The sequence below is a fragment of the Enterobacter sp. E20 genome (assembly GCF_000801755.2).
Classification (GTDB): Bacteria; Pseudomonadota; Gammaproteobacteria; order Enterobacterales; family Enterobacteriaceae; genus Enterobacter; species Enterobacter asburiae_B.
This window is the reverse complement of record NZ_CP012999.1, coordinates 2,277,860-2,293,457: the sequence shown is the minus strand read 5'-3', so window position 1 is coordinate 2,293,457 and position 15,598 is coordinate 2,277,860. Positions and strand designations below refer to the sequence as shown.

The following is a 15,598-nucleotide window of genomic DNA, read 5'->3' as shown; positions in this document are numbered from 1 at the left end:
AACACTTTCTAAACGAGCCCGCAAAATAATCATGTGAAATATAGGGTTATGGCTATTCATGTAAAGAAACGCAAAAGGCCGCGGGGATCGCTCCCCGCGGCGTTGTTTTACGCAATTAACAGCTGATGGTTCGCCAGCAGCGTCGCCAGATCCGTCTGCACGCCGTTCAGGGTCACCAGCGTGGTTGGCGAGAACTGACCGCCGGTACCGTCCAGGTCAACCTGGATCTCGGTAGTGCTGCCGTTCTGCACCACGCGGATGTAATCGCTGATATTGCCCGCGCTGCTGTCCAGCGTGGCGACGCCGTTGACGTAGCTCGCCGAGCCCGTGCCGGTATAGCCGCTGCCGGAGAGCAGATCGCGCAGATCAATGCGATCCGTGTCCGCGGTCCCTTCCCAGGTGCCGACCGTAAAGCCGTTCACCACGTCGTGGCCGTTACCGCCCGTTGCATCCGAGGCGTTGATCAGCTTGTAGAGCAACGTATCGTGACCGCCGCTGCCGATGTTGAAGGTGTCGTTCCCGCCGCGGCCTTCGAACTGGTTATCACCGCTGTTGCCGGTAATGACGTCGTCGAAGTTCGAGCCGTTGATCCCCTCAATGTTGAGCAGTCGTGACGTTCCGAACCCGGTGTCCTGCGCTGTAGAAAGGCGCAAATCAACGGTCACGCCGGAGGTCGCATTGCGGTAATCCACCACGTCCATCCCGCCGGTGTTGCTCCAGGTGTCGTAGTCGGAATGGGTATTCCAGCCGCCGGAGCCGTTGTAGGTATAGGTGCCGTTCTCTGCGATAAAGGTGTCGTTATACCCGGTCCCGGTTATGGTCCCGCTGTGGCCGCCGGTGGCGGCTTCGGCCGTCAGGACGTAGCCCTCTTTGCCGTTGCCCGCTTCAAGACCGCTCCAGGTGACGTTATCCGACACGCCGTTGGTGATCTTCAGGATCTCGGCCGAATAGGTTTCATTCGGATCCAGCCCGTAGAAGCTCACCAGCGCAGAGGTATCGTTCGACCCGATACCGGACTGGGCGTTGATGATCTGCGAGGCCACCAGCACGCCCGCGGCGTTGTACAGATTGACCGTGTTGCCGTAGTAGGCGTTGATGCCCTCGCTGTCGACAATGTGCAGGTGCATCGCGGTGCCGTCAGCAATGGTTTTGCTGTTTTGCACCAGCACCACCTTGCCGTTCTGCTGAGAGACCAGCAGATCCTGCGCGCCGTCCCAGTTGTAGTCCACCGCCGCCACGCCGGTCGCGTAGGCAATACCGGACGCCAGCTGGCTGGAGGTCCAGGTGGAACCGTAACCGTTGTTGGTGAACAGCGTTGCCGTCTGCGAGCCGCCGTAGGTGCTGAGCTTGATGATGTCCATCTGCCCGTCACCGTTCCAGTCCACCGCCACCGACAGATACCCCGCCGTGGCGTTAGAGGCTTCCACCGCGCTCTTGGTAGCAGAGAGCTTCCCGGTACCGTCGTTGTAGTAGATCACCCCGCCGTTGTTGTTGTAGCTGCTGCCCAGGTACAGATCCATGTAGCCATCGCCGTTGAAGTCCGCCCACGTCATGGACGCCGCCGTGGTGGTATTCGAGGCGTTTGCCACAAACACGTTCGTCAGGTTCTGACCGATAGAGAGCGTGCCGTTGCCGTTGTTGTTGATCACGGTTAACGAGTACGCGCCGCTGCGGTTGGTGTGCTGAACGATATCCACCGTGCCGTCGTTGTTCAGGTCGACGCCGGAGATTTCACGCCCGGAATCGAACTGACCGTAGAAACCGCCTTCGCCACCGGTGCCGTCCGGCGACAGAACGCCGTTGTTGTTCACCAGGTAGGTCAGTGAGTCCATGCCGGCATCGCCGTACGCCAGATCCAGATAGCCATCGCCGGTTTTATCGTACGCAATCACGCCGCCGTACCAGATAGTGGTGCCCATCGCCAGCTGGCTGGCGTTATAGGTGCTGCCATCGTAGGTCCACATCACCTGCGTTGACCCGGCGTAGGTATTTTCCGTCGCGAAGATATCCTGCGTGCCGTTACGGTCAAAGTCTGCGGCGGTCTGGCTCACCACGTAATAGCCGCGGGTGTTGGTCAGCGCATTTCCGGCATAGGTCGAGCTATCGCTGCTGGAGTATGACTGGCCGTTAGCAATGATATTCCACAGACCGCTGCTGTTCATGCCGAGGGTCATGGTGGAGTTGTTGCTGTTCCCCGCCGTGGTTGCCCAGTCGGTATTCACCGAGGTGGTATCAATCACCAGGCTGCCGGTCGCCGTACCGGTGGTATTACCGTTCCCCGCGCTGCTCTTCACCTGCGCCGTCACGCTGTAGCTCGACACGCTCAGCGCATCGCCGTCCGGGATCTGCAGATACCAGGTGTTGTGATCCGGATCGACCACCACCGCACCGCCGGTCTGGGAGGTATAGGTTTTTCCGTTCACCGTTACCACCAGGTATTCACCGTTCACCAGGTCAGCGGAGACGGTACCGCTGACAATCGGCGTGGTGTCCGACGTGGTCTGCGCGGTAATCGCCGCCGTGGTGGTCGGGATGCTGGTATCAACGTTCAGCACAAAGCCGTCGGATTCCGTGTAGTTACCGGCCTTATCGGTGACGCGCACAATGTAGGTGTGGTTGCCGTCGCTCAGGCCGTTGTCCTGGAAGGACCAGCTTGCGCTGCCGTTCATGGTCACCTGGCCGAGCAGGACCCCGTCACGGTAGAGCTGCACAATTTCACCGTCGTCCGGGGCGCGGTTAAGCGTACCGTTGATCAGCGGCGAGTTATCGTCCGTTGCCACCGCGCTGCCAAAGGTCCCCTGACGCTCGCCTTCGCCGTCGGTATAGCTCACTACCGTGCCTACGGTGGTTGGCGGCGTGGTGTCTACCGTCACCACCTGAGAGGCGGTGGAGCCGACGTTGCCCGCCTGGTCGATAATCCGCACCTGGTAGGTGTAGTCCCCGTCAGCCAGATCGCGGGTATCGGTGTAGCTCCAGCGCTGGTTGGTGACCGTGGCGTCTGACCAGGTGTTCCCGCCGTCCAGGCTGATCTGTACGCGCTCGTCGTTTGCCAGCGCGCTGCCCAGCGAACCGTTGATGGTCAGCGTGGTGTCCATGGTGATGAAATCACTCCCGGACTGGCCGGTATCTTCGCTGATGCTGTCGATGGTGACGCCGTACTGCGGCGCCTGCGTATCCACCGTCACCGCCTGCGAGGTGGTTGCCCCGACATTCCCCGCCTGGTCGACGACCCGCACCTGGTAGTTATGGCTGCCGTCGGTCAGGGTACGCGTGTCGCTGTAGCTCCACTGCGTACCGCTGACGGTGGCGTACACCCAGGTGCTGCCGCCGTCCATGCTCACCTGCACGAATTCACCCGCGCCAAGCTCTGCGCCGAGCGTTCCGTGCAGCGTGTACGAGGTCGAACTGGTCAGGAAGTCGTTATTGTCGAAGCCGGTATCCACGGTAATGTTATCCACGGTTACCGTAATCGCCGCATCCGGGGCGACCGTATCGACGGTCACCTGCTGATGGGCGCTGGCCCCCACGTTGCCCGCCGCATCCACCACGCGAACGTAGTAGTCATAGGTCTGGTTACCCAGCGTGCGGCTATCGACGTAGTACCAGCTGTTGCCGGTGACAATCACGTTCTGCCAGGTGACGCCGCCGTCGATGCTGATCTGGGCATATTCGCCGTCGGCCAGCGTCGCGCCGAGCGAGCCGTGCAGCGTCAGGGACGTATCGTTGGTGATAAAGTCGCTGCTGCTCAGGCCGGTATCGTCGCTGATGCTGTCGATGGCGATGGTTTTGCTGGCGTCCGGCGCAACCGTATCAATGGTCACCACCTGGCTGGCGGTGGCGCTGATATTGCCCGCGTCGTCAATCACGCGCAGCTGGTAGTTGTAATCCCCGTCGGCCAACGTGCGGCCATCGACATAGGTCCAGCTCAGGCCGCTGACGCTGACGTCTGTCCAGGTAACGCCGCCGTCGAGGCTGATCTGCGCGTGGTCGCCGCTGCCCAGCGCCGCGCCGAGCGTCCCTTTCAGGCTGATCTGGCTGTCGCTGGTGATAAAGTCGCTGCCGGACAGGCCCGTATCCTGGGTGATGGAATCCACGGTAATGGTCGTCGCCGCAGGCTTCGTCTGATCGATCACCACGTCCTGGCTGTCCGTCGCCCCCACGTTGCCCGCGTTATCGATAACGCGCACCTGATACTGATACGTACCGTCCGTCAGGGTGCGGCCATCGGTGTAGCGCCAGGTGGTGCCGGTCACGGTCAGGTCAATCCAGGTGGTGCCGCCGTCGAGGCTGATCTGCGCCTTCTCGTTATTGCCGAGCTGCGCGGTCAGGGAGCCGTTGACCACCACCAGAGCGTCGTTGGTGATGAAATCACTCGCGCTCAGGCCGGTGTCGTTTTGCAGCGAATCAATGCTAATCCCCATCGACGGCGCGGTGAGATCCACGGTGACGCTGTGGTTATCGCTGCCGCTGTTGCCGATGGCGTTGCTGACCTGCGCGTTAATGACGTACGAACCGCCGTCCGCCAGCGCGGTCACGTCTGCGCTGCCCACCGTATAGCTCCAGCTGCCGTCATTCTGGACGGTCGCCGTGTAGGTTTTACCGTTCAGCGTGATGGTCACCGTCTGGCCCGCCGGGGCGTCGGTGGTGCCGCTGACGACCAGCGGCGTGCCGTGCTCGGCGGCGTTGACGATATCGTCCTGCGCAAAGGTGTTGATGGTGATGGTTGGGACATCGCCGTTCAGCGTCACGTCGTGCGTCGCGCTGCCCGGGTTGCCCGCCCTGTCGCTTACCGAAGCGGTGATGGTGTAATCCCCGTCGCTCAGGCCGAGGAAATCACGGCCCGGCACGAAGACCGACCACGAACCGTCCGCCCCGACGGTCGCCTGATAGCTGTGCCCGTTGAAGGAGACGGTCACCGTCTGGCCCTGTTCCGCCGTGGTGGTGCCGCTGATGGTCTGGCCCGCCAGCTGCTCCGCGTTGTTGACGATATCGTCATCGGCCACGGTGCTGATGGTCACGGTTGGCGCGACGGTATCGACCGTTAAGGTGTGCGTGGTCTGGCCGTTATTACCCGCTTTATCGTTGACCGAGGCGGTCACCGTCAGCGCGCCCTGGCTCAGCGCAGCCAGATCGGCTGCCGGAACATCCAGCGTCCACGTCCCGTCATTCGCGACGGTGGCAGTGTAGGTTTTGCCGCCCAGCGTCACGGTGACGGTCTGACCCGCCTCCGCGCTGGAAGATCCGTGCACGGTCAGCGGCTGCTGCGCTTCAAGCGCGTTCAGCATGTCGTCACCCGACAGCGTCGCAATGCTCACGACCGGCGCGGTGGTATCCACGCTGATGCCGTGGGTCGCCGACGCGCTGTTGCCCGCGCTGTCCTGCGCCGAGACGGACACCTGGTAGCTCGCGCCATCGGCCAGGGCGCCCACGTCGGCGGCCGGTACGGTGGTCGTCCAGCTGCCGTCGCTCTGGATGGTGGCCGTATAGCTCTTGCCGTTCAGCGTCACGGTGACCTGCGTACCGCTGGCGAACTGGGCGCTGGAGCCGTTAATTACCAGTGCCGAACCGGCTTCAGCCGCGTTGATGACGTCATCGCCGCTGAGGGTATTAATGGTCAGCGCCACGGAGGCCGTGTTCACTACCACGTCGTGGGTCTGGGTGCTGCTGTTGCCCGCGCTGTCGGTAATCGTCGCGCTGAGGGTCACGGTGCCGTCGGTCAGCGCGGAAATCACGCTGGCCGGCACGCCCACGCTCCAGTTACCGCTGGCGTCAACGGTGGTGGTGTACTGGTTCGAACCGATGGTGATGACCAGCTTATCGCCGACGCTCGCGCCGGTTGCCGTGCCGCTGACGATCTGCGCCTGCCCGTGCTCCACGCTGTTGATGACGTCATCGCCCGCGACAGCGTTAAAGCTGACGGTCGGTGGCGTGGTATCAAGCGTAATCGCTTTGCCCGCGCTGCCCGGGTTACCCGCGGCGTCGCTCACGCTGACCTGCAGGGTGTAGCCGTTATCCGCCAGCGCGGACAGGTCGGTGCCCGGCACGTTCACGCTCCAGATGCCGCCCTGCTGCACCTGCGCGGAATAGCTCTTACCGCCCAGCGTCACGGTGACCGTCTGACCGACTTCCGCCGTGGTGGTGCCGGAAATGGCCACGCCCGCAGCCGCTTCGCTGGCGTTAATCACGTTATCGCCTGCGACCGTATCGATGGTCACGGCTGGCGCGGTGGCGTCCACGCTGTACTCGCGGCCAGCCGAGGCGCTGTTGCCGTGCGCGCTGGTGACGCTCACCTGCACGCTGGCATCACCGTCCTTCAGGCCCGCGAGATCCGCAGACGGCACGGTGGCCGTCCAGTTACCGTCGGCATCGACTTTCGCGGTGTACGTCTTGCCGCCGAAGATGACGGTAACGGTCTGGTTTTCCTCCACGTTCGAGGTGCTGCCGGACAGCACCAGATCCGCGCCTTTCTCCGCCGCGTTAATCACGTCGTCGGTGGCAATCGCATCGATGCTGATAGCCACCGCTGACAGATCGACGGTCACGTCATGACTGATGGTCACCGGGTTGCCCGCCGCGCTCTGGCCTGCAGCGGTCACGGTGACCGTGCCCGCATTCAGCGCGCTAACGTCCGCCGCCGGGATCGCCGCGCTCCATGTGCCGTCTGCCAGCACGGAGGCCGCATAGGTTTTGCCATTGACGGTCACGGTGAGCGTGGTGCCTGCCGCCAGCCCGTCGCTGGAGCCGGTAACGATCAGGTTCTGCCCGTGCTCGATGCTGTTGATCACATCGTCGCCCGCCACGGTATCAATGCGCAGACCCGGCAGGCTGGCGTCGATAGTGATATCGCGCTCGCCCGCGCCGGTATTGCCGTGGCCGTTGGTGACGGATGCTGACACCGTCAGGTCACCGTTGCCCAGCGCCGTCAGGACGGATTCCGGCACGTTCACGGACCAGGTCAGATCGCTCTGCACCGATGCGGTGTAGCTGTTGCCGCCGATAGTCACGGTGACGGTATTGCCCGCTTCCGCGTTCGCTACCTTACCGCTGATGGTCTGACCCGCGGCCACTTCCGCCGCGTTGATGACGTTATCGCCCGCCACGGTATTGATGGTGACGGTCGGCAGCGCGGTGTCCACCAGCAGGGTCGCCGTATTACTGACGCTGTTGCCCACGCCGTTGGTTGCAGTCGCGCTCAGGGTGTAATTCGCTTCGCCCAGACCCGCCAGATCCGCTGCCGGAACGGTCAGGCTCCAGGTGCCGTCCGCCGCCGTCGTGGCCGCGTAGTTTTTGCCGTTGAGGGTTACGGTCACCACGGTGCCTTCCGCGAGGTTGGCGCTGGTGCCGCTGACGCTCAGGTCCTGACCTTTCTCCACCGCGTTCAGCACGTTGTCGCCGCTGATGGCGTTGAACGCCACGGACGGCAGGCCGGTATCGACGGTCACGTTATGGCTGCCGGTGCCGGTGTTGCCCGCCGCGTCGGTGACTGACGCAGTGACGGTCACGGTGCCGTCGCTGAGGCCGGAAATCACGCTGGCCGGTACGCCCACGCTCCAGTTCCCCGCCGCGTCCAGCACGGTGGTGTAAGTCTGGCCGCCAATCGTGACGGTGACCTTATCGCCCGCTGCCGCGCCGGTGGCGGTGCCGCTGATGATGTGCGCCTGGCTGTGTTCTGCGAGGTTAATGACGTCATCGCCCGCCACGGTGTTGATGGTCACCGCAGGCACGGTCACGTCCACCGTCAGATTGCGATCCGCCGACGCCGGGTTGCCCGCCTTGTCGCTGACGCTCGCCGTCACGGTGACGCTGCCGTCGCCGAGCGATGCCAGATCCGCCGCCGGAACGTTCAGCGTCCAGCTGCCGTCCGCGCCTGCGGTTGTGGTGTAGTCTTTGCCATTCAGCGTCACGGTCACGGTCTGGCCCGCTTCGGCGCTGGTGGTGCCGGATACGGTCAGATCGGACTGCGCTTCTGCGGCATTCAGAATATCGTCAGCCGCCAGGGTATGAATGGTCACGGACGGCGCGGTCGCATCCACGCTGTACTCGCGGCCCGCCGAGGCGCTGTTGCCGTTCACGTTGGTGACGCTCACCTGCACGCTGGCGTCACCGTCCTTAAGGTGTGCCAGATCCGCAGAGGGTACGGTGTAGGTCCAGTTACCGCTGTCGTCTACTGTCGCGCTATAGATTTTGCCGTTCAGGCTGATGGTCACGGTCTGCCCGGCGTCCACGTTGGTGGTCGCACCGGACAGCACCAGATCCGCGCCCTTCTCTGCCGCGTTAATTACGTCGTCGGTGGCGATGGCGTTGATGCTGATGGCAACGGTCGCCAGATCTACCGTCACGTCGTGGCTGATGGTAATCGGGTTGCCCGCAGAGCTGTCGCCGGTCACGCTGATTTTGACGGTGCCTTCCGGCCACGTGCTCACGTCGGAGGACGGGATCGCCGCGCTCCAGGTGCCGTCCGCCAGCACCGTGGCCGCATAGTCTTTACCGTTGACGGTGACGGTCAGCGCCGTGCCTGCCGCCAGCCCGTCGCTGGAGCCGGTGACGATCAGGTTCTGCGCGTGTTCGATGGTGTTGATCACGTCATCACCCGCGACGGTGTCGACGCGCAGGCCCGGCAGGTTAGCGTCGATAGCGATTTCGCGCTCGCCGGTGCCGGTGTTGCCGTGGCCGTTGGTGACGGTCGCCGTTACGCTCAGGCTGCCGTTGCCCAGCGCGGTCAGCACGTCGGACGGCACGTTCACGGACCAGGTGAAGTCGTTCTGCACCGTTGCGGTGTAGCTGTTGCCGCCGATAGTCACGGTTACCGTGTTGCCCGCTTCGGCGTTCGCCACGGTGCCGCTCAGAGTCTGGCCTGCCGCCACTTCCGCCGCGTTGATGACGTTGTCGCCCGCCACGGTGTTGATGGTGACGGTCGGCAGCGCGGTGTCCACCAGCAGGTTCGCGGTGTTGCTCACGCTGTTGCCCACGCCGTTGGTGGCGGTCGCGTTCAGGATATAGTTGGCCTGGCCGAGACCGGCCAGATCCGCTGCCGGGACGGTCAGGCTCCAGGTGCCGTCCGCCGCCGTCGTCGCCGTGTAGTTTTTGCCGTTGAGGGTCACGGTCACCACGGTGCCTTCCGCCAGGTTGGCGCTGGTGCCGCTGACGCTCAGATCCTGACCTTTTTCAACGGCGTTCAGTACGTTGTCATCGCTGATGGCGTTGAAGGCCACCGATGGCAGACCGGTATCGACGGTCACGTTATGCGTGCCGGTGCCGGTGTTGCCCGCCGCGTCGGTGACTGACGCCGTTACGGTTACGGTGCCGTCGCTGAGGCCGGAAATCACGCTCGCCGGTACGCCCACGCTCCAGTTCCCCGCCGCGTCCAGCACGGTGGTGTAGGTCTGGCCGCCGATGGTGACGGTCACCTTATCGCCCGCTGCCGCGCCGGTGGCGGTGCCGCTGATGATTTGCGCCTGGCCGTGTTCTGCGAGGTTAATGACATCGTCGCCCGCAACGGTATTGATGGTCACCGCAGGCGCGGTGATATCTACCGTCAGGTTGTGATCCACGGACGCCGGGTTACCCGCTTTATCGCTGACTGATGCGGTGACGGTCACGCTGCCGTCGGTTAATCCAGCCAGATCCGCCGCCGGGACGTTCAGCGTCCAGCTGCCGTCTGCGCTGACGGTTGTGGTGTAGTCTTTGCCGTTCAGCGATACGGTCACGGTCTGGCCCGCTTCGGCGGTAGTGGTGCCGGATACGGTCAGATCGCTCTTCGCTTCGGCGGCGTTCAGAATATCGTCGGTCACCAGGGTATTGATGGTCACGGACGGCGCGGTCGCATCCACGCTGTACTCGCGGCCCGCCGAGGCGCTGTTGCCGTTGACGTTGGTGACGCTCACCTGCACGCTGGCGTCGCCGTCTTTCAGGCCCGCCAGATCCGCAGACGGCACGGTAGCTGTCCATTTGCCGTCGGCGTCCACCGTGGCGGTGTAGTTCTTGCCGCCAAAGGTAATGGTAACGGTCTGGTTTGCTTCCACGTTCGAGGTGGTGCCGGAGAGCACCAGGTCCGCGCCCTTCTCGGCCGCGTTAATCACGTCGTCGGTGGCGATGGCATCAATGCTGATGGCAACGCTCGCCAGATCCACCGTCACATCGTGGCTGATGGAGACCGGGTTACCGGCGCTGCTCTGGCCCGCAACGGTCACGGTAACCGTGCCTGCGGCCAGTGCACCCATGTCCGCCGCCGGGATCGCCGCGCTCCAGGTGCCGTCCGCCAGCACGGTTGCCGGATAGGTTTTGCCGTTTACGGTCACGGTCAGCGCCGCGCCAGCCGCCAGCCCGTCGCTGGAGCCGGTGATAATCAGATTCTGCCCGTGTTCGATGCTGTTGATCACGTCGTCACCCGCCACGGTATCCACGCGCAGGCCCGGCAGGTTAGCGTCTATCACGATTTCGCGCTCGCCCGTTCCGCTATTGCCCACGCCGTTCGTGACGCTGGCCGACACCGTCAAATCACCGTTGCCCAGCGCGGTCAGCACGGATTCCGGCACGTTAACGGACCAGGTGAGATCGCTCTGCACCGTGGCGGTGTAGCTGTTACCGCCAATCGTCACGGTCACGGTGTTACCCGCTTCGGCATTAACCACCTTACCGCTGATGGTCTGGCCGGCTGCCAGCTCCGCCGCGTTAATGACGTCGTCACCCGCAATGGTGTTGACGATCACGCCCGGCAGGACGGATTCCACGATCACGGTGTGCGACGCGCTGGTATTGTTGCCGACGCTGTCCGTTGCTGAGGCGGTGACGGTATAAAGCGCCTCGCCCAGCTGACCAACCTCGTTCGCCGGAACGGTAGTCGTCCATTTTCCGTTATCGTCCACCTGCGCGCTGTACGCTTTGCCGTTCAGCATCACGGTCACCACCGCGCCTGCCGCCAGGCCGGAAGCCGTACCGGAGATCGTCAGATCCTGGGTTTTCTCGGCGTTGTTGATCGCATCGTCACCGGAAACGGTGTCAATGGTCAGCACCGGCGCGGTCAGGTTCACCTCTACGCCGTGCGTGGCGCTGTTGCTGTTGCCCGCTTTATCGGTCAGCGCCGCGGTAATAGTGTGATCCCCGGCGGCCAGCGCGGTTACGTCTGCCGCAGGCACGCCCACGCTCCAGTTGCCTGAGGCATCCAGGGTGGCGGTGTACGATTTGCCGTTGAGCGTGACGGTGACCACATCACCGGCCGCCGCACCGGTCACGGAACCCGTGACAATCAGTGCCTGCGCATGCTCGGCGCTGTTGATCACGTCGTCGTCGGAAACGGTGTGGATGGTCAGCTGCGGGACGGTGGTATCGACCAGCACGTCGCGATCCGCTGAGGCCGGGTTGCCCGCCTTATCAGACACGGCGGCGCTGATGGTGTAGTTACCGTCGGTAATACCGCTCAGATCCGCGGACGGCACGGTCACGCTCCAGCTGCCGTTTGCCTGCACGGTGGTGGTGTAGTCCACGCCGTTCAGCGTCACGGTGACGGTCTGGCCCGCTTCGGCGTTGGTCACGCCGTTAACGACCAGATCCTGCTGCGCTTCGGCCGCATTGATGATGTTGTTGTCGCTGACGATCTCAATAGATACCGTCGGCGCGGTGGCGTCCACGCTGTACTCGCGGCCTGCCGACGCGCTGTTGCCGTTGACGTTGGTGACGCTCACCTGCACGCTGGCATCGCCGTCTTTCAGGCTGCCCAAATCAGCAGACGGTACGGTCGCCGTCCAGTTGCCGTCGGCATCGACCGTCGCGGTGTACGACTTGCCGCCGAAGGTAATGGTGACGGTCTGGTTTTCTTCCACGTTGGAGGTCGAGCCGGACAGCACCAGGTCCGCGCCTTTCTCAGCCGCGTTGATTACGTCGTCTGAGGCAATCGGGTCAATGCTGATGGCGACTGCCGCCAGATCCACCTTCACGTCGTGGCTGATGGAAACCGGATTACCCGCCGCGCTCTGGCCTTCCACGGTCACGGTGACCGTGCCCGCATTCAGCGCGCTGACGTCAGCTGCCGGAATGGCCGCCGTCCAGGTGCCGTCTGCAAGCACGGTTGCGGCGTAGGTTTTGCCGTTGACGGTCACCGTTAACGCCGCGCCCGTTGCCAGGCCTTCGCTGGAGCCGGTGATAATCAGGTTCTGAGCGTGCTCAATGCTGTTGATGACATCGTCGCCCGCCACGGTGCCGACCCGCAGGCCAGGCAGGTTAGCGTCAATAACGATTTCGCGCTCGCCGGTTCCGCTGTTGCCGTGGCCGTTGGTGACGCTGGCTGACACGGTCAGATCGCCGTTCCCGATGGCGGTTAAGACCGTGGACGGCACGTTGACCGACCAGCTCAGATCGTCCTGAACCATCGCGGTGTACGTATTGCCGCCAATTGAAATCGTGACAGTGTCACCGATCGCCGCACCGCTCACTTTGCCGCTCAGGGTCTGCCCGGCAGCCACTTCCGCTGCGTTAATGACATCGTCCGTGGCGACAGGGTTGATGGTGACCTGCGGCAGCGCGCTGTCGACCAGCACGCTGTGGCCGGTGCTCGCGCTGTTGCCCGCCGCGTCGGTTACGCTCGCCGTCACCACGTAGCTCGCTTCGCCCAGCGCGGAGACGTTTGCCGCCGGAACGGTGATGCTCCAGTTCCCGCTGGCGTCGGTGGTGGCCGTATAGCTGATACCGTTCAGGGTCACCGTAATGGTGGTTCCGTCCGGCTGGTTGCTGGTGCCGGACACCAGCAGATCCTGGCCTTTCTCGGTCGCGTTGATCACGTCGTCAACCACCAGGGTATTGATGGCAACCACCGGCGCGATCAGGGAAACGTCAAACTCGTGCGTCGCGGTGGTGCTGTTACCGGCTTTATCGGTGAGGGTCGCGGAGATGGTCTGTTCGCCGTTAACCAGCGCGCCCACGTCCGCCGCCGGAACGCCCACGCTCCAGCTGCCGGACGCGTCCAGCATGGCGGTGTAGTCTTTGCCGTTCAGGGTCACGGTAATCACGTCGCCCGCCTGCGCGCCCGTGACCTTACCGGAGACGATCAGCGCCTGGCCGTGCTCGGCAATATTCACGACGTCGTCGCCCGCGACGATGTTGAACGAAATCTGCGGTACGGTGGTGTCGACCAGCACCGAGGAGCCCGCGCTGGCCGGGTTGCCTGCTTTGTCGGACACGGTCGCCGTCACCGCCGCGCTGCCGTCGGCGATGCCTGCCATATCCGCCGCCGGAACGTCGAGCGTCCAGCTGCCGTCCGCCTGCACCTGCGCGGTGTACTGATTGCCGTTGAAGGTCACGGTGACCGTCTGGCCTGCTTCGGCAGTAGAGGTGCCGCTCAGGGTCAGATCCTGCGCCGCCTCTGCCGCGTTCAGCATATTGTCATGGCTGATGGTGTTGATGGTCACCGTCGGCGCGGTAGTGTCGACGCTGAATTCCTGCGCCGAAGACGCCGCGTTGCCGTTCACGTTGGTGACGGTTACCTGCACGCTGGCGTCACCGTCTTTCAGGCCGCTCAAATCGGCTGCCGGAACGGTCCAGGTCCAGTCGCCGTTAGCATCCACCGTCGTGGTATAGGTTTTACCCGCAAAGGTGATGGTCACGGTCTGACCCGCTTCCACGTTGGAAGTCGTGCCGGAAAGCAGCAGGTCCTGGCCTTTTTCCGCCGCGTTAAGCACGTTATCGTCGGTCACGCTGCTGATGGTGATGGCGACAGACGCGAGATCGACGTCCACGACGGTGCCGATAGTCACCGGGTTGCCGGAAGCATCCTGCGCGCTTGCCTTGATATCCAGCGAACCGTCCGCCCACTGGGAGACATCGGCCGCCGGTACCGCCGCCTGCCAGGTGCCGTCCGCCAGTACCGTTGCGGAATAATCTTTGCCGTTGATGGTCACGGTCACGGTGCTGCCCGCCGCCAGATCGGTGCTGGTACCGGATACAATCAGGTTCTGAGCGTGTTCAATCACGTTGATCACGTCGTCACCCGCCACGGTATCAATACGCAGTCCCGGGAGCTGGGCGTCGATGGTGAAGTCGTGAGAAGAAGAGCCGGTATTGCCGTGCGCGTTGGTCACGCTGGCGGATACGGTGAGGTCGCCGTTACCGAGCGCGGTTAACTGGCTCTCGCTTAACGGCAGGCTCCAGGTCAGATCGTCCTGCACGGTAGCCGTGTACGTCTGGCCGCCAAGGATAATAGTGACAGTGTCACCTGAAGCCGCGTTCGTCACTTTACCGGTCAGGGTTTGCCCTGCCGCCACTTCCGCTGCGTTAACGATATTGTCGCCCGCCAGGGTGTCGATCGTTACTACCGGCAGCGAGCTGTCCACCAGCACGTCATGCGAGGTTGAGGCGCTGTTGCCTGCGCTATCCGTGACGCTCGCCGTCACGGTGTAATGGGCTTCTCCCAGCGCGCTTACGGCCGAGGCCGGTACGGTCACGCTCCAGTTTCCGCTGGCGTCAGCGGTGGCGGTGTACTGAATGCCGTTCAGGGTCACCGTAATGGTCGTGCCTTCCGGCTGGTTGCTGGTGCCGGAGAGCAGCAGATCTTCGCCCTTCTCGGTCGCGTTGATCACGTCGTCCGCCGCCAGCGTGTTGATACCGATGACAGGCGTCACGGTATTCACCACCACATCCAGCGAACTGCTTCCGGTGTTGCCGGATCGGTCGGTCACGGAGACGTCGATGGTCCAGGTGCCGTCAGTCAGCCCCTGCACGACGGACGCCGGCAGGCCAAGGCTCCAGTTCCCCGCCGCATCCACCACGGTGGTGTAATCAACGCTGTTAATGGTGATGGTGACCAGGTCGCCCGCCGCCGCACCGGTGACGGAGCCGCTCAGGATCTGCGCCTGTGAATGGGCGAGCTGGTTAACGGTGTTGGTGTCGGTGACAAAGTCGTTAATGGTCACCTGCGGTACGGTTGCGTCCACCAGACCCACGCGATCGGCGCTGCTGGCGTTGCCCGCCACGTCGCTGACGGTGGCCGTCACGGTCACAATGCCGTCCGTCAGGGCACCTACGTCTGCCGCCGGGACGCTCAGCTGCCAGGTACCGTCCGTCTGGACCGTGGTCTGATACGTTTTGCCGTTCAGCATCACGGTGACCGTCTGGCCAGGTTCCGCACTGCTGCTGCCGCTTAACAGTAAATCCTGCTGCGCTTCAGCGGCATTGATGATGTTGTCGGCGGTCAGGTTATCGAGCGTAATCGCCGGAGGCTGCGTATCCACCGTGACCACGCGCGCGGCGTCCGCGCTGTTGCCGCTGACGTTAGTGACGCTGACGCTCACCTGCGCGCGCCCGTCGATCAGGGTTTCCATGGCGCTGGCGGGTACGGTCAGGCTCCAGGAGCCATCCTGCTGCACCTGCACGGTGAAGGTCTGGTCGGCGAATTTCACCACCACGGTCTGCCCCGCCTCCACGCCCTGCGTCTGGCCGGAAAGGGTTAAATCACTGCCTTTTTCTGCCGCATTCAGCAGGTCATCGCCGGAGACGGTATCAATGGTGACCGCCACGGCGTTCAGATCGAGTTCAATCGGGTGTTCAGCCGCAACGGGATTGCCCCAGGCATCTACCGCGCTGACGCTCACCGTCATGCCGCCCGCCGTCC

1 protein-coding gene is annotated in these 15,598 nt (G+C 63.6%); it reads right to left on the bottom strand.

From position 1 onward, the window contains the following. Positions 1–107 precede the first annotated feature (107 nt). Positions 108–15,584: an Ig-like domain-containing protein gene (locus NI40_RS10795; protein ID WP_442855917.1), complete on the bottom strand. Its 15,477-nt coding sequence runs from the start codon at positions 15,582–15,584 to the stop codon at positions 108–110. Positions 15,585–15,598 lie beyond the last annotated feature (14 nt).

Coding starts and splice junctions, on each gene's coding strand:
- NI40_RS10795 (WP_442855917.1), bottom strand. CDS start 15,584: ATGACGGTGAGCGTCAGCGCGGTAGATGCCTGGGGCAATCCCGTTGCG.